Source organism: Isoptericola sp. NPDC056573 (assembly GCF_042793335.1).
Lineage (GTDB): Bacteria > Actinomycetota > Actinomycetes > Actinomycetales > Cellulomonadaceae > Isoptericola.
This window is the reverse complement of sequence record NZ_JBHTUY010000004.1, coordinates 96,236-111,775: the sequence shown is the minus strand read 5'-3', so window position 1 is coordinate 111,775 and position 15,540 is coordinate 96,236. Positions and strand designations below refer to the sequence as shown.

Annotated in this window: 17 protein-coding genes and 2 tRNA genes; 7 read left to right on the top strand and 12 right to left on the bottom strand. The window is 75.1% G+C overall.

The annotated features are described in order from the left end of the window. Nucleotides 1-18 precede the first annotated feature (18 nt). Nucleotides 19-777 (top strand): metallophosphoesterase family protein, encoded by a 759-nt coding sequence (locus ACFQ8E_RS08000; protein WP_430550042.1) that lies wholly within the window; start codon nucleotides 19-21, stop codon nucleotides 775-777. Nucleotides 778-853: 76 nt separating this feature from the next. Continuing rightward, nucleotides 854-2,146 carry a deoxyguanosinetriphosphate triphosphohydrolase gene (locus ACFQ8E_RS07995; protein ID WP_430550376.1) on the top strand — a complete coding sequence of 431 codons (1,293 nt, stop codon included), beginning with the start codon at nucleotides 854-856 and terminating at the stop codon, nucleotides 2,144-2,146. Between the two features lie 18 nt (nucleotides 2,147-2,164). Here the strand turns inward: ACFQ8E_RS07995 and ACFQ8E_RS07990 are convergent, their stop codons facing one another. After that, complete coding sequence (locus ACFQ8E_RS07990) at nucleotides 2,165-2,623, bottom strand: VOC family protein (protein ID WP_430550041.1); 459 nt, start codon at nucleotides 2,621-2,623, stop codon at nucleotides 2,165-2,167. 92 nt (nucleotides 2,624-2,715) lie between these two features. On the opposite strand from ACFQ8E_RS07990, the gene ACFQ8E_RS07985 reads away from it, so the two are divergent. Both ACFQ8E_RS07985 and dnaG read left to right on the top strand, forming a co-directional pair. Further along, nucleotides 2,716-3,684, top strand: coding sequence for a helix-turn-helix domain-containing protein (locus ACFQ8E_RS07985; protein WP_430550040.1), 969 nt, complete (start codon nucleotides 2,716-2,718; stop codon nucleotides 3,682-3,684). Between the two features lie 10 nt (nucleotides 3,685-3,694). Then, nucleotides 3,695-5,638 carry a DNA primase gene (gene dnaG / locus ACFQ8E_RS07980; RefSeq protein WP_430550039.1) on the top strand — a complete coding sequence of 648 codons (1,944 nt, stop codon included), beginning with the start codon at nucleotides 3,695-3,697 and terminating at the stop codon, nucleotides 5,636-5,638. 16 nt (nucleotides 5,639-5,654) lie between these two features. Here dnaG and ACFQ8E_RS07975 read toward each other — a convergent pair whose 3' ends face one another. From ACFQ8E_RS07975 to ACFQ8E_RS07965, 3 genes are all read right to left on the bottom strand, one after another. Then, complete coding sequence (locus tag ACFQ8E_RS07975; protein ID WP_430550038.1) at nucleotides 5,655-6,191, bottom strand: GNAT family N-acetyltransferase; 537 nt, start codon at nucleotides 6,189-6,191, stop codon at nucleotides 5,655-5,657. Between the two features lie 47 nt (nucleotides 6,192-6,238). Further along, a complete protein-coding gene (locus tag ACFQ8E_RS07970; RefSeq protein WP_430550037.1) occupies nucleotides 6,239-7,006 on the bottom strand; it encodes an alpha/beta hydrolase in 768 nt (255 codons plus the stop codon). A gap of 188 nt (nucleotides 7,007-7,194) precedes the next feature. Continuing rightward, nucleotides 7,195-7,830 carry a TetR/AcrR family transcriptional regulator gene (locus ACFQ8E_RS07965; RefSeq protein WP_430550036.1) on the bottom strand — a complete coding sequence of 212 codons (636 nt, stop codon included), beginning with the start codon at nucleotides 7,828-7,830 and terminating at the stop codon, nucleotides 7,195-7,197. A gap of 69 nt (nucleotides 7,831-7,899) precedes the next feature. Here ACFQ8E_RS07965 and ACFQ8E_RS07960 point away from each other — a divergent pair, with 69 nt between their 5' ends. Continuing rightward, nucleotides 7,900-9,084 carry an FAD-dependent monooxygenase gene (locus tag ACFQ8E_RS07960; RefSeq protein WP_430550035.1) on the top strand — a complete coding sequence of 395 codons (1,185 nt, stop codon included), beginning with the start codon at nucleotides 7,900-7,902 and terminating at the stop codon, nucleotides 9,082-9,084. A 4-nt stretch (nucleotides 9,085-9,088) separates the two neighbouring features. Here the strand turns inward: ACFQ8E_RS07960 and ACFQ8E_RS07955 are convergent, their stop codons facing one another. Then, a complete protein-coding gene (locus ACFQ8E_RS07955) occupies nucleotides 9,089-10,537 on the bottom strand; it encodes an MDR family MFS transporter (protein ID WP_430550034.1) in 1,449 nt (482 codons plus the stop codon). 122 nt (nucleotides 10,538-10,659) lie between these two features. On the opposite strand from ACFQ8E_RS07955, the gene ACFQ8E_RS07950 reads away from it, so the two are divergent. Continuing rightward, nucleotides 10,660-11,616 (top strand): nucleoside hydrolase, encoded by a 957-nt coding sequence (locus tag ACFQ8E_RS07950; protein WP_430550033.1) that lies wholly within the window; start codon nucleotides 10,660-10,662, stop codon nucleotides 11,614-11,616. A gap of 55 nt (nucleotides 11,617-11,671) precedes the next feature. On the opposite strand, the gene ACFQ8E_RS07945 is transcribed toward ACFQ8E_RS07950, so the two are convergent. The 6 genes from ACFQ8E_RS07945 to ACFQ8E_RS07920 all read right to left on the bottom strand — a co-directional run bounded on the left by ACFQ8E_RS07945 (nucleotide 11,672) and on the right by ACFQ8E_RS07920 (nucleotide 13,875). Continuing rightward, nucleotides 11,672-11,744: transfer RNA gene (locus ACFQ8E_RS07945), tRNA-Asn, on the bottom strand. Between the two features lie 52 nt (nucleotides 11,745-11,796). Continuing rightward, on the bottom strand, nucleotides 11,797-12,309 hold the full coding sequence (locus ACFQ8E_RS07940; RefSeq protein WP_430550032.1) for a hypothetical protein: 513 nt from the start codon (nucleotides 12,307-12,309) through the stop codon (nucleotides 11,797-11,799). Nucleotides 12,310-12,370: 61 nt separating this feature from the next. Continuing rightward, nucleotides 12,371-12,784 (bottom strand): PLD nuclease N-terminal domain-containing protein, encoded by a 414-nt coding sequence (locus tag ACFQ8E_RS07935; protein WP_430550031.1) that lies wholly within the window; start codon nucleotides 12,782-12,784, stop codon nucleotides 12,371-12,373. A gap of 51 nt (nucleotides 12,785-12,835) precedes the next feature. Next, the gene (locus tag ACFQ8E_RS07930; protein ID WP_430550030.1) at nucleotides 12,836-13,297 is read right to left on the bottom strand and encodes an ATP-binding protein; all 462 of its coding nucleotides are present in this window, start codon (nucleotides 13,295-13,297) and stop codon (nucleotides 12,836-12,838) included. A gap of 63 nt (nucleotides 13,298-13,360) precedes the next feature. After that, nucleotides 13,361-13,693 (bottom strand): STAS domain-containing protein, encoded by a 333-nt coding sequence (locus ACFQ8E_RS07925; protein ID WP_430550029.1) that lies wholly within the window; start codon nucleotides 13,691-13,693, stop codon nucleotides 13,361-13,363. 108 nt (nucleotides 13,694-13,801) lie between these two features. Then, nucleotides 13,802-13,875, bottom strand: a tRNA-Ile gene (locus ACFQ8E_RS07920). A 67-nt stretch (nucleotides 13,876-13,942) separates the two neighbouring features. Between ACFQ8E_RS07920 and ACFQ8E_RS07915 the strand changes: the two genes are divergently transcribed. Beyond that, a complete protein-coding gene (locus ACFQ8E_RS07915; protein WP_430550028.1) occupies nucleotides 13,943-14,320 on the top strand; it encodes a DUF488 domain-containing protein in 378 nt (125 codons plus the stop codon). On the opposite strand, the gene ACFQ8E_RS07910 is transcribed toward ACFQ8E_RS07915, so the two are convergent. Further along, nucleotides 14,284-15,465: an acyltransferase family protein gene (locus ACFQ8E_RS07910; RefSeq protein ID WP_430550027.1), complete on the bottom strand. Its 1,182-nt coding sequence runs from the start codon at nucleotides 15,463-15,465 to the stop codon at nucleotides 14,284-14,286. The two genes, ACFQ8E_RS07915 and ACFQ8E_RS07910, sit on opposite strands and share 37 nt — an antisense overlap. Nucleotides 15,466-15,540: the final 75 nt, after the last annotated feature.

The following is a 15,540-nucleotide window of genomic DNA, read 5'->3' as shown; positions in this document are numbered from 1 at the left end:
TCTGGCAGCATCGCCCTCGTGCCCCGTGATCTGGACCGCATCGCCGTCCTCTCCGACGTCCACGGCAACCTCGGCGCGCTCGAGGCGGTGCTCGCCGACGTCGCCGCGCGGGGGATCACGCGCGTGATCAACCTCGGCGACGACGCGGGCAAGGGGCCGCGGGGGAGCGCCGTCGTCGATCGCCTGCGCGAGGTGTGCGAGGCGGACGTCCGCGGCAACTGGGACGACTTCCTGCCGCGGCTCGACGGCGCCGCGCCGCCGGAGATGGTGTGGTGGCGCGACGAGCTGCGCCCCGACCAGCTCGCGTGGCTCGGCGCCAAGCCGCTGAGCCACGACCTGCTGCTGTCGGGCCGGCGGGTGCGGCTGTTCCACGCGTCGGCCACGAGCGTGCACACGCGCGTGCACTTCCACCACACGCCGGAGGAGTTCACGGGGATGTTCGCCGCGACGGACCTCACCGGGCCGGGGCCCGAGCCCACGGTCGTGGGGTACGGCGACGTGCACGACGCCTACCTCGAGACCTACCGCGGCCGTGCGCTGTTCAACACCGGAAGCGTGGGCAACCCCCTGGACGACCCGACCCCGGTGTACGCGATCCTCGAGGGCGTGGCGGGCTCCCCGGAGCCGGGGCCGTTCGGCCTCCAGCACGTGCGCGTGCCCTACGACGTCGAGGCCGAGCTCGCCGTGGCGCGCGAGCTCGGCATGCCCCGGTACGCGGAGTGGGAGCAGGAGCTGCGGACGGCTGTCTACCGCGGCCGGGCGGTCACGTCGTCCTGAGGTCGGGCGCGTCGGCGGCGATCGCTAGGCTGCCAGCGTGCAGACGTTCGAGCAGGGCGCGTTCGACGCCGAGGTGATGGGCCCCGCGGCGCACCCCGGTGTGCCGGAGGAGTGGCTCGGGTCGTACACCGACGCGGACACCGAGCGCTGGTACCCGGAGCCGCCCAAGTCGAAGCACCGCACGGCGTTCGAGCGCGACCGTGCCCGCGTGGTGCACTCCTCGGGCCTGCGCCGTCTCGGCGCGAAGACGCAGGTGCTGGGGCCCGGCAGCGACGACTTCGTGCGCACGCGGCTGACGCACTCCCTCGAGGTCGCCCAGGTGGGCCGGGAGATGGGGCGCGCGCTCGGCTGCGACCCGGACCTCGTGGACACGGCGTGCCTCACGCACGACCTCGGCCACCCGCCGTTCGGGCACAACGGGGAGCGCGCGCTCGCGGAGGTGGCGGAGGGCATCGGCGGCTTCGAGGGCAACGCCCAGACGCTGCGGCTGCTCACGCGGCTGGAGCCCAAGATCTTCGCCGGCGACGGCTCGCCCCGCGGCCTCAACCTCACCCGCGCGAGCCTCGACGCCAGCGTGAAGTACCCGTGGGCGTTCGGCGCCGGCCCGGCGCGCCCCGACGGCGCGGCCACGCCGAAGTTCGGCGTCTACCCCGACGACCGGCCGGTCTTCGAGTGGCTGCGCCGCGGCGCGCCGCGCGGGCGGGCGCGGTGCATGGAGGCGCAGGTCATGGACCTCGCCGACGACATCAGCTACTCCGTGCACGACGTCGAGGACGCGGTCGTGGGCGGCCGGCTCGACCTGCGGGTGCTGGACGACGCGGGCGAGCGGGCGCGCGTCGCCGCGCACGTGCGCGCCTGGTACGGGAGCTGGCACGAGCCGGACGCCATCGACGCGGCGCTGTGCCGGCTGCGCGACACCGGGTACCTGGTGACCGACTTCGACGGCTCGCGGCGGGCGCTCGCCCGCCTCAAGGACGCGACCAGCCAGCTCATCGGCCGGTTCAGCGGGGCGGCGCAGGACGCGACGCGCGAGGTGTTCGGCGACGGCCCTCTCACCCGCTACGTGGCCCGGCTCGTGGTGCCGCAGGAGACGGCCGACGAGATCCTCGCCCTCAAGGGCGTCGCGGTCGCGTACGTGATGGCGCCGCGCGAGTCCGAGCCGGTGTACGGCGCCCAGCGCGAGATCATCGCGGAGCTCGTCGACGTCCTGACGGAGCGCGCCCCCGACGCCCTGGAGGCGCCGTTCGCCGCCGACTGGCGGAGCGCGGCCGACGACGCCGCGCGGCTGCGCGTCGTCGTCGACCAGGTGGCGTCGCTCACCGACGTCTCGGCCCTGCAGTGGCACGACCGGCTGGTCCGCCGGGCCTGACGCGCTGCCCGACGAGCCTCAGCCCTGCTGCTGGGCCATCCAGGCGTCGCTGGCACGCTGCACGTCGGCGGCGGTGACGTCGTCGGCCACCTGGGCGAAGAACCACCGGTGCCCGGCCGGGCAGCGCACGGCGGCCTGCCGGAACCCCGGGAACCAGTCGCCGGGCTCCTGCGTGCTCGTCGCACCCGCGGCGACCGCGCGGGCGTGCGCCGCGTCGGCGTCGTCCACGTTCAGCGTGAACGAGCCGGTGGTCCCGCCGTCGGCCTCGGGCGCCACCGCGCCGTCGGACGGGAACGCGGCGGCCACGGTGAAGGTCGACGACCCGGCGGCGGTGGAGATCCGCAGGTCGGAGTGGATGATCGCGTCCCCGGCGGTGATGGTGTCGATCACCTCGGCGCCGAGGCCGGCGACGTAGAAGTCGATCGCGGCGCGCGGGTCGGCGACCGTGAGGTTCGGGTGCAGCGGTGACAGGTCCATGGTTCTCCCTCCAGCGTGCGTCCGGGCGGTCCCGGCGTGCGTTCCCCATGCTGGTGTCGGTGGGTGGGGGCAGTCTTGGAGGAATGCGACAGGTGTTCGAACCGGATGTGCTCGGGGCCGGTCCGCGGGGACCGACGGCGTCCACCCGAGGGCTGGTCGATCCCGCCGCGGCGCGCGGCGGGTTCGCGCTCGTGCGCCTGGACCCGGCGCCCGACCTGGCCGACCTCGTGGAGCGCCACTGGGTGGTCCGCTGGGACCTGCCGCCCGGGGCGGAGTTCACGCAGGCGGTGATCCCGCACCCGAACGCCAACGTGGTGGCCGAGGCCGAAGGGTTCGCCGTGCACGGGATCCCGGGCGGTCTGTTCTCGCGGACCCTGCGGGGGTCGGGCGCCGTGCTGGGCACCAAGCTGCGCCCCGGTGCGCTGCGGGTGCTGGTCGGCGGCGCCGGCGCGCTGCGACCCGGGCTCGTGGTGCCGGCCGGGGTCGCGCTCCCCGGCCCGCGGGGTCCGTCCGCCGCCGACGTCGAGGACGCCGGCCGCCGGGCGGTGGCCGCCGCCCGCGCGGGGGACGACACGGCAGCGGTCGCGGCCGTCACCCCGGTGCTGCGGGCCGTGGCGGCCGAGAGGCGCACGCCCCGGGCCGCCGTCGCCCTCGACCGGGTCGCCCGCGTGCTCGGCGCGGTGGTCGCGGGGGAGCTGGGCCCGGACGCCGGCGTCGCGGACCTCGCCGACCTGGTGGGCACGACGCCGCGCTCGCTGCAGCGGCTGTTCGCCGACTGGGTCGGGGTCAGCCCCAAGTGGGTGCTGCAGCGCCACCGGGTGCACCTGGCCGCCGACCTGCTGGCGGCGGACCCTGGGCGCCCCCTCGCCGACCTCGCCGCCGCGGTCGGCTACTACGACCAGGCGCACCTGAGCGCGGACTTCGCGCGCGCCCTCGGGACGCCGCCGGCCACCTACGGTCGCCGGTGCGCCGCGTCGCGGGCGGCTCTCGAGCGCGCCCTGTCGCCCGCCGCCGACGGTCCGGCGGGGACGGCCGACCTGGTCGCCGCCGGGCGCGCATAGACTCGGGCCCGTGGCGGGACTGATCAAGCGCGAGGACGTCGAGGCGGTACGGGAACGCGCACGGATCGAGGAGATCGTCTCCGCCCACGTCACCCTCAAGCCCGCCGGTGTCGGCTCCCTCAAGGGGCTGTGCCCCTTCCACGACGAGCGCACGCCGTCGTTCCACGTGCGGCCGGGCGTCGGGCGCTGGCACTGCTTCGGCTGCGGCGAGGGCGGCGACGTCATCTCGTTCGTCCAGAAGATCGACGGGATGGGGTTCACGGACGCGGTCGAGTTCCTCGCCGACCGGGCGGGCGTGCAGCTGCGCTACGAGGACTCCCGCACCGGCGCGGCCGCCGACCGCGGCCCGCGCGAGGAGCCGGGCAGGCGGCAGCGCCTGATCGAGGCGCACAAGGTGGCCGCCGAGTTCTACTCCGAGCAGCTCTTCGGGCCGGGGGCGCAGGCCGGGCGGGCGTTCCTCGCCGAGCGCAGCTTCGACCGGGCCGACGCCGAGCACTTCGGCGTGGGCTACGCCCCGACGGGCTGGGACGCGCTGCTGCGCCACCTGCAGGGGCGGGGCTTCACGCAGGCGGAGCTCGTCGCGTCGGGGCTGGTCAGCCAGGGGCAGCGCGGTATCTACGACCGGTTCCGCGGACGCCTCGTGTGGCCGATCCGTGACGTCACGGGCGCGGTGATCGGCTTCGGCGCGCGCCGGCTGTACGACGAGGACCAGGGGCCCAAGTACCTCAACACCCCCGAGACGTCGCTCTACAAGAAGTCCCAGGTCCTGTACGGGATCGACCTGGCCAAGAAGTCCATCGCGCAGGGCAAGCGCGTGGTGATCGTCGAGGGCTACACCGACGTCATGGCCGCCCACCTGTCCGGGGTGGAGTCGGCGGTGGCGACCTGCGGCACCGCGTTCGGCGGCGACCACGCCAAGGTGGTGCGCCGCCTGCTCGGCGACACCACGGCGGGCGGCGGGCTGCAGCTCGCGTCGGGGGCCTCCCTGGGCGGCGAGGTGATCTTCACCTTCGACGGCGACGCCGCCGGGCAGAAGGCCGCCGTGCGCGCGTTCGGAGAGGACCAGCGCTTCCACGCCCAGACCTTCGTCGCCGTCGAGCCCGGCGGGATGGACCCCTGCGAGCTGCGCATGTCCCGCGGCCCCGAGGGGGTGCGGGCGCTGGTCGACGGGCGGCAGCCGCTGTTCGAGTTCGTCATCCGCACCACCCTCGACACGTTCGACCTCGACACCGTCGAGGGGCGCGTCGGAGCCCTGCGCGCGGCCGCGCCGCTGGTCGCGGGGATCCGTGACCGGTCGATGCAGCTCGGGTACTCCCGCTCGCTCGCGCGCTGGATCGGCATCGACACGGAGGACGTCCGCCGCGAGGTCGCGCGGGCCGCGTCGTCGCCGTCGCGCGGCGCCCGTCAGGACCAGCGCCGGGACGCGCGCCCGGAACCCGAGGCCGCCCCGGCGACGCCCGTGCTCGCCGCGCCCGACCCGCGCGACCCCGTGGCCCGGCTGGAGCGCCAGGCCCTGATCGTCGTCCTGCAGTACCCGCAGCACGTGCCGGCGTCGTTCGACGAGCTCGGCGACGACGCGTTCGGCGTCCCCGCCTGGCGTGCGGTGCACGACGCCGTGCGCGCCGCGGGCGGCGTCGCGGCCGGCCGCGAGGTGGGCGGGGGCCGGTGGGTGGAGACCGTGACCGAGCAGGCGCCCGAGACGGTGGTGCCGCTGGTCACGGAGCTCGCGGTCGCGCCCGTGCCGGAGGACCGCGAGTCGGTCATCGGGGCGTACGTGGCCGACGTCGTGCGTGCCCTCGTGGACCTCGGCCTCACGCGCCGGATCGCGGACGCGAAGAGCCGCCTGCAGCGCCTCGACCAGGAGAAGGACCCGGAGGCCTACCAGCAGGCGTTCACCGACCTGCTCGCCATCGAGCAGCAGCGCCGCACGCTGCGGGAGCGCGGCGAGTCCTGACGTCCTGCCTGGACGGTCACAGACTCCGCGTCAGGAACAGCGTGTCGCCGTGGACGTCGTCCGGCTCCACGCGGCCGGACGCCACGAAGCCCACCTTGGCCAGCACCCGCAGGGACGCGACGTTCCAGTCGCGGACGGTCGACCACAGGCGTCGATGACCCGACTCCCGCGCCCAGCCGACGACGGCCTCCGCCGCCTCCGTCGCGTACCCGGCGCCCCAGGTTCGCCGGAGCAGCTCGTAGGCCACCTCCGGCTCGTGGGGCCCGACGGCTCCGTCGATCAACCCGCAGTACCCGATCACGTCGCCCTCGCCCCGGCGTTCCACGGCCAGCAGGCCGAGCCCGGGCGCGCGGGAGCCGTCGCGGATCCACGCCTCCATCTCGTCGAGCGTGGGGCGGTCCGCCTCGTCGAGGCGGCGGTGCGGCGGGACGCGGGGGTCGCGCTCGGCCCACAGCTCGCGCTGGACGGCGGCCTCCGGGACGCGCCAGGGTCGCAGCCGCAGCCGTGCGGTCTCGAGCGCGAGCTCCGGCCCCCGTGCCGACAGGACTCCCATCCGCCGACCCTAGCGGCCGGCGGACGGGAGCCGGGTGTCGCGTCGGGTCACCTCAGGTGCCGGGCGAAGAAGCGTGCCGCGTCGTCGCCGGCGAACCCCGGGACGCCGGTGTGGCCGCCCAGGTTGGCCTGCAGCGTCTTCTCCGCCGAGCCGAGGGCGTCGAACAGGTCCAGGGCCGCCTGGCGGTCGTTGCCCTCGTCGTCCCACTGCAGCAGCACGTGCACGGGGATCGTGACACGTCGGGCCTCCTCGAACGTGGCCCGGGGGACGTAGCTCCCGGCGAAGAGCCCTGCGGCCACGAGGCGCGGCTCGACCACCGCCAGGCGGACGCCCAGGGCGATCAGCCCGCCCGAGTACCCCACGGGCCCGTCGACCTCGGGCAGGTCGAGGAGGGCGTCCAGGGCGGACTGCCACTCCGGGGCCGCCTGGTCGACCAGCGGGAGCACCAGGCGGTCGATGAGGTCGTCGGTGACCGGCTCGCCGGCCGTCAGCGCCCTCCGCAGGTCCGCGCGGGCCTGGTCGGCGCCCAGGAGCGGTGTCCGGTCGCCGTTGCCGGGGCCCTCCAGGGCGACGGTCGCGATGCCGTCGGAGGCGGCGTGCAGCGCGCGTCCCGCGAGCCGCGGGTACATCCGGTCCAGGGCGAGCCCGCCGGGCTGGCCGAGCAGGATCAGGGGAGCGGGGTCCGCCGGCGTGGCGGACGCCGGCGTCCACAGCACGCCGGGGACGGCGTCGAGGGTGAAGCGGCGCTCGAGGACGCCGTCGTCGAGCTGCTGCTCGGCGGTGAAGGTCAGGGACGAGCTGGGTGTGGCGTTCATGGTCGTGCCTCTCGGGAGTGCTGGCGAACGGCGCTCCCGGGCGACCTATCGCCCGACCATGACTCCGCGGAGGAGCACCTGTGTCGATCCGTTCACGGGTACCACCTCCTTGCTCTGTCTCGCACGGCCTCCGCGAAGCTATCAGCGGGCGCGGCGCGAGCTCAACGAGTTTTCGGTCACGGGCACGGTCATGCCTGACCTGAAGGTGCGAGGCTGCCGTGCACCATGGCGCGGGCGAGGCGGCGGGTGGTGGCGGCGTCGACCGGGACGGCGCCGGTGACCAGCGTCAGCAGCGCCCCGCCGTAGAGCAGGACCAGCGTGGGCACGGCCGCCGGGTCGACATCGAGGCCGGTGTCCGCGTGCATCGCCGCGGTGAGGTCGGACGACTGGGTCGCCAGCCCGGCGAGGGCCTCGGCGAGCGCCGGCCGGCGACGGGCCTCGAGCTGGAGCTCGGCGATCGCGAGGTAGCGGTCGCGGTGCCGGGTCGCGGCGTCGAGCAGCGAGGCGGCGAGGAGGTCGGTCATCCGCTCGAGCGTCTCGGCGCGGCCGTCCTCGCCGGCGAGCCGGCCGCCACCGAGCGGCTCGGCCGTCACGGACGCCTCCGTCGCGGCCCGGGCGTCGGCGAGGTGCAGCTCCACGATTCGCTGGGCCGTGGCGACCAGCAGCTCCTCGCGGCCGCGGAAGTAGTTCGCGGCGGTGCCGGCGGGAAGGCCGGCGGCGCGCTCGACCGACCGGTGGCTGAGGCCGTGGACGCCCGCGCCGACGAGCAGCCCGACGGCGGCGTCGGTCAGCGCGCGGCGTCGTTCGGGGTTGCTCCGGGGCACGGGCGCCAGTATGGCAAGATCTATACCACCACGCACGTAGTGGTATAGAGGCGGAAGATCGAGGACGGTATGACAGGGACGGCGATCGTGGTCGGCGGCGGGATCGGTGGGCTCGCCTCCGCCGTCGCGCTGGCGGAGGCGGGCTGGGGCGCGACGGTGCTCGAACGGGCGCACCGGCTGGGCGAAGTGGGTGCGGGGGTGGCGCTCACCCCCAACGCCGTGGCCGCCCTCGGCGGGCTGGGGCTGGACGGCGACGCCGTCGCGGCGATGGGCCCCCGCACCTGGGCCGCGGGCACGTGGGACGCGCACGGTCGGTCGATCCTGCGCCTGCCCGACGACCCGGCCGCGGACGCCGACACCGCGCTGCGCGGCGTGCACCGCGCGCGGCTGCACGGCGCCCTGCTGGAGCGGGCTCGCGCGCTCGGTGTCGACGTCGTGACGGACGCCCGCGTCACGTCCGTCGATGCCGGCGGCCCCGCCGCGCCGGCCCGCGTGCAGCACGCCGACCGCGCGGGGTCGGAGGTCGAGCGCGAGGCCGACCTCGTCGTGGGGGCCGACGGCGTACGCAGCGCGGTCCGTGCGGCGCTGTTCCCCGACCATCTCCCCGCGTACTCGGGGTTCTCGAGCTGGCGGGCCGTCGTCCCCGGGCTGTCCGCCGAGCCGAGCCTGCGGCAGTACTGGGGTGCGCGCGCGGAGTTCGGCTCGATGCCCGTCAGCGACGGCGCCACCTACTGGTACGGGTACGTGGCGATGCCGGAGGGCACGCGCCTCGACGACGAGCACGCGGCCGCCGTCGAGCGGTTCGCGGGCTGGGCGCCGGAGGTGCAGCACGTGATCGCAGCGACACCGCCGGGCGCGGTGATCCGCCACGACGTGCATCATCTGCCCGGCGGGCTGCCGCGCTACGTGCGCGGGCGCGTGGTCATGGTCGGCGACGCCGCGCACGCGACCCTGCCCACGATGGGCCAGGGAGCGGCCACCGCCCTGGAGGACGGCGTCTGCGTGGGGCGCATCGTGGCTGCAAACGTGGCGTCCGGGCAGTCGCTCGGCGCTGCGCTCGCCGCGTACGACGCCGCCCGCCGCCCGCGCTGCCGGGCGCTCGCGCGGGCCTCGGTCGTGAGCGGCAGGTTCGGGTCGCACCTGGGGCCGCGCTGGCAGGGGGTGCGCAACGCCCTGATGCGCCGTACCCCGGCGTCGGCGGTCACCCGCGGCACCCGCGCCGTCATGGGCTGGACGCCGCCTGCCCTGCCGTGAGCGGTCAGGCGGCGGCCTCGGCGCGGGCGCGGCGCTCGCGGGCCTCCTGCAGGTCGGCGGGCATGAGCGCGGCGAGCACGACCAGCACCGCGGCCACGGCCACCAGGAGCACGAAGACGAGGTGGATCGCGGACATCAGGCCCGGGCCCACCGGCGTGCCGTCGGGGCCGAGGGTCGTGCGCGCGTTGACGATCGCGCCGCAGACGGCCACGCCCACCGCGGACCCGAGGGAGCGCGCGAACATGTTGGTGCCCGTCACGGCGCCCCGCTCGGTGAACGACGCCTGCGACTGCGCGGCGATGAGCGTCGGCACGGCCGTCAGGCCCATGCCCGCGCCGATGACGAAGCAGGCGCCCGCGACGGCGAGCACCGACGTCCCGGAGGCGAGCAGCAGCGTGAGCGACGTGCCGACCACGACGAGCGACGTGCCGATCACCGCGGTGTACCGGAAGCCGATCCGCAGGTAGAGGCGGCCGGCGTTGGACGCCGACAGGGGCCAGCCCACGGTCATCGCGGCCAGCGCGAAGCCGGCGACGAGCGGGCCGGTGCCCAGCACCGCCTGGGCGTAGATCGGTACGTAGGTGGACAGGGCGAGCACGACCACGCCCACGAGCAGCGAGACCGTGGTGGACACGCCCACCACCCGGCGGCGCAGGATGGCGAGGTCCACGATCGGGTGCCGGGTGCGGCGCGCCTGCACGGCGAACGCGGCGAGCAGCAGCACCGCGACGGCGAAGATCACGACCGACGGCAGCGAGCCCCAGCCCCAGCGCGTGCCGCCCTCGAGCAGGCCGAGCAGCAGCATCGTGCTGCCGCCCGCGAGGAGCGCGGCGCCGAGGTAGTCGATCGGCTCCCGCTCGCCGGTGCGTGGCGCCTCGTGGTAGCGGCGCGCCAGCATCCAGGCGGCGAGCGCGCACAGCGGGATGTTCACCCAGAAGATCCAGCGCCAGCTCGTGAACTGGGAGAACACGCCGCCGAGCGTCGGGCCGACGACGGCGGAGATCGCCCACACGGACGCGAGGTAGCCCTGCGTCTTCGCCCGCTCCTCCAGGGTGTAGATGTCGGCGGCGATCGTCATCGACACCGGCATCACGGCGCCCGCGCCGAGCCCCTGCACCACGCGCCCGGCGATCAGCACGCCCATCGTCGGCGCCGCGCCGGCGAGCACCGACCCGGCGAAGAACAGCGCCACGCCGGCGAGCATCAGCCGCTTGCGGCCGAGCACGTCGGCCAGCCGCCCGAACACCGGCGTGCTCACGGCCTGGGCGAGCAGGTAGGTGGAGAACAGCCAGGGCAGCTGGTCGAAGCCGCCCAGCTCGCGCGCGATGGTCGCCGACGCGGTGGCGATGATCGTCGCGTCGAGCGCGACGAGCGCCGTCGAGAGCATCAGGGACAGCAGGATGGGGCCGCGCTCGGAGCGCAGGCCGACAGAGGCATGACCGGTCGTGGGCACGTGAGGCACAAGCCGGGCGCCTGCGGCATGTATTCCCGAGGCGGCCGTCGACCTGGTCCGCCAGGGCTTCCGCAGGTCATGGGCCACACTGGGACCTCTCCCACGACCTGGAAGGACGCACCGTGACCACGCCCGCACCGCTGTACCTCGACTGCGACACGGGAGTCGACGACTCTCTCGCCCTCGCCTACCTCCTCGCGTCGCCCGAGATCCGGCTGGTCGGCGTGGGGACCGTCAGCGGCAACGTCGACGCCCGGCGTGCCGCCACCAACACGCTGGACCTCCTGGCGCTGGGGCGCCGTGACGACGTGCCCGTCGCCGTCGGCGCGCACGACCCGCTGCGGGGCGTCTACGGGGGAGGGGCGCCGGGCGTCCACGGCCGCAACGGCGTGGGCGACGTCGTCCTCCCGTCCTCCGGCGGAGCGCCCGAGGCGGGGTCCGCGGCGGAGCTGCTCCTGCGCCTGTCGCACGAGCACGCCGGGCACCTGCGCGTCGTCGCCGTCGGCCCGCTGACCAACCTCGCCCTCGCGCTGCGGGCCGACCCGACGCTCCCGGAGCGGGTCCTCGACGTGACGGTCATGGGCGGAGCGGCCCTGCACCCGGGCAACGTGTCGCCGGTCGGCGAGGCGAACATCGCGTGCGACCCCGAGGCGGCCGCCGAGGTGCTCGCCGCCGACTGGGACGTCACCCTGGTGCCGCTCGACGTCACGATGGCCAACCTGCTCGAGGAGACCGACCGCAAGGCGCTGCTCGAGGCGGGCACCGCGCTGGCCCCGCGGCTGGGCGAGGTGCTGGACCTGTACTTCGGCTTCCACGTGCCCACGTTCGGCCGCCGCTGCTCGGCGCTGCACGACCCGCTGGCCGCGGCAGTCGCGGTGGGCGGCGTGACCCCGACCGTGGCGCCGCGCGTGCCCGTGGTCGTCGACGCCACCGACGGCCCGGGCCGCGGCCAGACGGTGTGCGACCTGCGCGGCCGGTACGCCGGGTACCCCGACGTGCCCGGCGCGCGCACCCGTGTCGTCCTCGCCACCGACGCGCCGCTCGCCCCGCACCTGATGGAGCGCCTGCTCACCCTCTGACCGGGCACGACGAAGGCCCCTGTCCTGCGTCGCAGGTCAGGGGCCTTTCTCGCTGCTCCCGCGGTTGGACTTGAACCAACGACCGTCCGATTAACAGTCGGATGCTCTGCCAGCTGAGCTACGCGGGATCGCTCGGTCGTCCGGCACGTGGCCTTCGAACCGGGAAGAACATTACCAGGCTCACACGGGTAGTCCGGACGCTCCCCGGACCCTGGACTCCGTGGCGTCCACCACTCGGGCGACCCTCGGGTCGTCGAGGTCGACTCCCTGCCCGGCGACCGCCTGCGAGAAGAGCCGGCCGTCCGCGGTCCGCCGGACGGCGACCTTCACGTCGCCGCCGGGCACCGCGACAGTCTCGGCCAGCACCACGGACCACTGGACCCGCTCGCGCAGGGCCTGGGGGAACGAGGTGCGCTCGGCGTCCACGAGCCGCAGCACGGTGTCCGGGGCGGCGTCCACCCACTCGATCGCCAGCTCGGACCGCTCGGGGTCGAACACCCCGCGGTCGACGTCGCACCACGGGCGCCGTGCCACGGGGTCGCCCGTGCCCGGGCCGACGACGACCAGGTCGGCCGTCGTCGCCACGGCCCAGCGGTCGTCGGCGAGCTGCGCGGACGCGAGGACCCGCTCCCCGGGGGCCAGGGGGAGGGCTCGGCGGAGGTCGTCGGGGAGGGCGGAGCGGCGGAACCACATGGCGCCACCGTAGCGACCCCGCCAAGGACGTGCGGACCTGCTCGTCCGGGAGCCCAGCGGGTCAGCTCGCGGCGCTCTGCTCGTCGTCGCTCACCGGCCGGGCCGGCTCCTGCGCGGCCTGCTCGCGCTCGCGCTTGAGGCGTGCCTGCTCCACGAGCCACCGCATCTCGGGGTCGTCGTCGGGGTCGGCCGAGGCGGTCTCGTCGACCTCCCAGGTGCGCCGCCGCCCCGGGTACTGCGCGGGCGGCACCGGCCCGGCGGGGTACCCGGTCCGCGGTGCGGGGCGGCGGTCGGCCCGGGCACGCCGGCTCACGACGATCCACGCGACCGACCCGGCGAACGGGAGCAGCAGGATGATGAGGATCCAGAAACCCTTCTGGATGCCGCCGCCGTCCTCCTCGTCGGACTGGACGACGTCCACGAGGGCGTACACGACGAGCGCGAGGTAGGCCAGCATCGGCAGCACACGGAGCATGGCCCGGGAGAATAGCGGTTCGCGTGCTCCCCGTCACCGCCTCTTCGCAGGTCAGCCCCGCTGGTCGCGGGGGAAGGTCGCCCACACGTGCTTCGCGGGGCCGGACGTGTACCACCCCACGTGGGCCGAGAGCCGTTCCGCGATGAGGAGGCCGAGCCCGCCGTGACCCGGGGGGCGGCCGCCGTCGACCCTCGGCACCCCGGCGGCGTCGTGGTCGACGACGTCGAGGAGCCAGGTGTGCTCGTCACGCAGCAGGCGGACGACGGTCGGCGGAAGGCCGTGCAGGAGGGCGTTCGTCGCCAGCTCGGAGGCGATCAGGACGATCTTCTCGGCGGTGTCGTGCATCGCGGTGGCTCCGTCGCCCGAGGACCCGACGATGCGGGCCAGGGCGGAGCGCAGCCTGCTGAGCTCGACGGAGTCGGCGAGGACCCATTCCGCGACGGGGGCGTACCCGGTCGGCGGCGGTGCCATCGGCACGCCGGACACGACGGACGGGTTGACGGTGTCGTCCAAGGACTCTCCTCCAGGAACCAGCGCGAGTTCGGGCGGCCGCCGGAGGACCGGCGGCGGGGTGGGTCAGGCGTCGTCGTTCCCGGAGTTCGGCGAGCGCTCGGTCTCGGCGAACCGGACGGTGTGCTCGAGCCCGGTGAGGGTGATGACGTCGCGGACGGCGGCCGGCGCGCCGACGAGCAGCGGCCCTTCCTCGGCGGTGCCCCCGAGGAGCAGCAGCCGCAGGCCGGAGGAGTCGAGAAAGGTGACCCGGCGGAGGTCGATCGTCTTGGGGTGTCCGTCCAGGGACGCCTTGAGCATGTCGCCGACGTCCTGTGCGACGGCGACGTCGACCTCTCCCCAGACGATCCAGGTGCCGTCCTCGTCGTCGACGGTCGCACCGCCCGAACTGATACTCACGCATCCACCTCTGTCGATCTGTCATCGGCGTCGTCGTCTCGCGGTCGATCTCGCCCGTGCAGGGCCGATCCGGCCCCGCCGCCGCGGATGCGGTCCCGAGCGCGCGGGTGCCCCGTGCCGGACTTGAACCGGCGACCGATCGATTATGAGTCGACTGCTCTGACCAGCTGAGCTAACGGGGCGCGCGGCGAGCATACCGGCGCCGGGTCGCGGGGTGCGGCGCCGGGCCCGCCGCGGTGTCATGGGGGAGTGACCATCACCGTCAAGCGCGTGTACGACGACCCCGCCCCGGACGACGGCGCGCGGGTGCTCGTGGACCGGCTCTGGCCGCGCGGGATCTCCAAGGATCACGCCCACCTCGACCGCTGGAGCAAGGAGGTCGCGCCCTCGACGGACCTGCGGACCTGGTTCCACCACGACCCCGGAAGGTTCGAGGAGTTCGAGCGCCGCTACCGCGCAGAGCTCGCGGACAACCCGGAGGTTCCGGAGCTCGCGGCGCTGGGGGCCGGGGACCGGCGCCTGACGCTGCTCTACTCGGCGCGCGACACGGAGCACAACCAGGCGCTGGTGCTGCGCGACGTGCTCGAGGCCTACCTGGAGGACGCGGCGTCCGGCTCGGGGGCCTGAGCCCTGCGTGCCCCCCGCGCGCGGTGCCCGAGCGCGTGGCCGGCCCGCTCGAGGTCGCGTGCGACGGCGCGGCGCAGCCGCGGCCCGAGGGGCCGCTCGACGAACCGGTGCACGAGGTAGGCGACGCCGAGCATGACGACGGTGACGATCGCGAACGTGACCCCGGCGGGCAGGTGAGGGCTGGTCTTGGCGATCATCCACTGCCCCCAGGACGAGTGCAGCAGGTACAGCGGGTAGGTCAGGGCGCCCACGACGGTGAGCCACCGCCACGACAGCCGGTCGAGGCGCGTGAGGGCGACGGCGGCGACGAGCGCGAAGCAGACGACGATCGCGACCCAGTACGTCTGCGGCCCGACCGTGACGTCGGTGCTGGTGGCGATCCGCAGGGACTGGCTGCGGCCGGACATCACGCCGGCGAGGGCGACGTTGAGGCCCAGGACCGACCACAGCACCAGCGAACGGCGTTCCTTGGTGAGCAGGAACAGCGCCATGCCGCCGGCGAACAGGGGCGCGTCGGTGCCGACCAGCACGGTGGACCACAGCGTGCTGCCGGACTGGACGGCGACGGCGGCGGCGACGGGCCACACCGCCGCGAACGCGACGAGGCGGTTGCGCGTCATCCCGAACGCGAGGAGCACCCCGACCAGCACGTAGAACCGCAGCTCGGCCCACAGGGTCCAGTAGACGGACTCGATGTCCTGGACGCCGAACGCCCGCTGGACCATCGTGAGGTTGGCGGCCGTCTCCGGGATCCCCACGTCCTTGTGCCCGGGGGCGACGACGACGAGCAGCAGCACGACGGCGGCCACGGAGAGCCAGTACGCGGGGAAGAGACGCCCGACGCGGGACGCGGCGAAGGACCGCACGTCCCGGCCCCAGGCCGACATGAGGATGACGAAGCCGCTGACCACGAAGAACAGCTGGACCCCGAACGACCCGAACACGGCCAGCGGCTGGAGGTTCGGGAACGAGTCCTCGGTGCGGGCACCCCAGGCGGAGTGGTTCACGGCCACGTAGTGGTAGGCGAGCACCGCCATCGCGGCCAGGAAGCGCAGCCCGTCGAGCGCGGCCAGGCGTGGACGGCCCGTCGCGGGTGCGGCGGCGCGGCCCGGGTCGAGGGCGGGCGTCGTGGTTGACTCGGTCATCGGTCGTAGCATCGCTCGGCACGTTATCAAACCGTGATAATCGGCGCTCCCACCCGCCCACGACGTGGGAGAATG

Excerpts from the sequence above, each read along its gene's own strand:
- ACFQ8E_RS07910 (WP_430550027.1), bottom strand. The coding sequence starts at position 15,465 with ATGACCGAGTCAACCACGACGCCCGCCCTCGACCCGGGCCGCGCCGCC.
- ACFQ8E_RS07975 (WP_430550038.1), bottom strand. The coding sequence starts at position 6,191 with ATGGGAGTCCTGTCGGCACGGGGGCCGGAGCTCGCGCTCGAGACCGCA.
- ACFQ8E_RS07940 (WP_430550032.1), bottom strand. The coding sequence starts at position 12,309 with ATGTGGTTCCGCCGCTCCGCCCTCCCCGACGACCTCCGCCGAGCCCTC.
- ACFQ8E_RS07960 (WP_430550035.1), top strand. The coding sequence starts at position 7,900 with ATGACAGGGACGGCGATCGTGGTCGGCGGCGGGATCGGTGGGCTCGCC.
- ACFQ8E_RS07935 (WP_430550031.1), bottom strand. The coding sequence starts at position 12,784 with ATGCTCCGTGTGCTGCCGATGCTGGCCTACCTCGCGCTCGTCGTGTAC.
- ACFQ8E_RS07995 (WP_430550376.1), top strand. The coding sequence starts at position 854 with ATGGGCCCCGCGGCGCACCCCGGTGTGCCGGAGGAGTGGCTCGGGTCG.
- ACFQ8E_RS07970 (WP_430550037.1), bottom strand. The coding sequence starts at position 7,006 with ATGAACGCCACACCCAGCTCGTCCCTGACCTTCACCGCCGAGCAGCAG.
- ACFQ8E_RS07990 (WP_430550041.1), bottom strand. The coding sequence starts at position 2,623 with ATGGACCTGTCACCGCTGCACCCGAACCTCACGGTCGCCGACCCGCGC.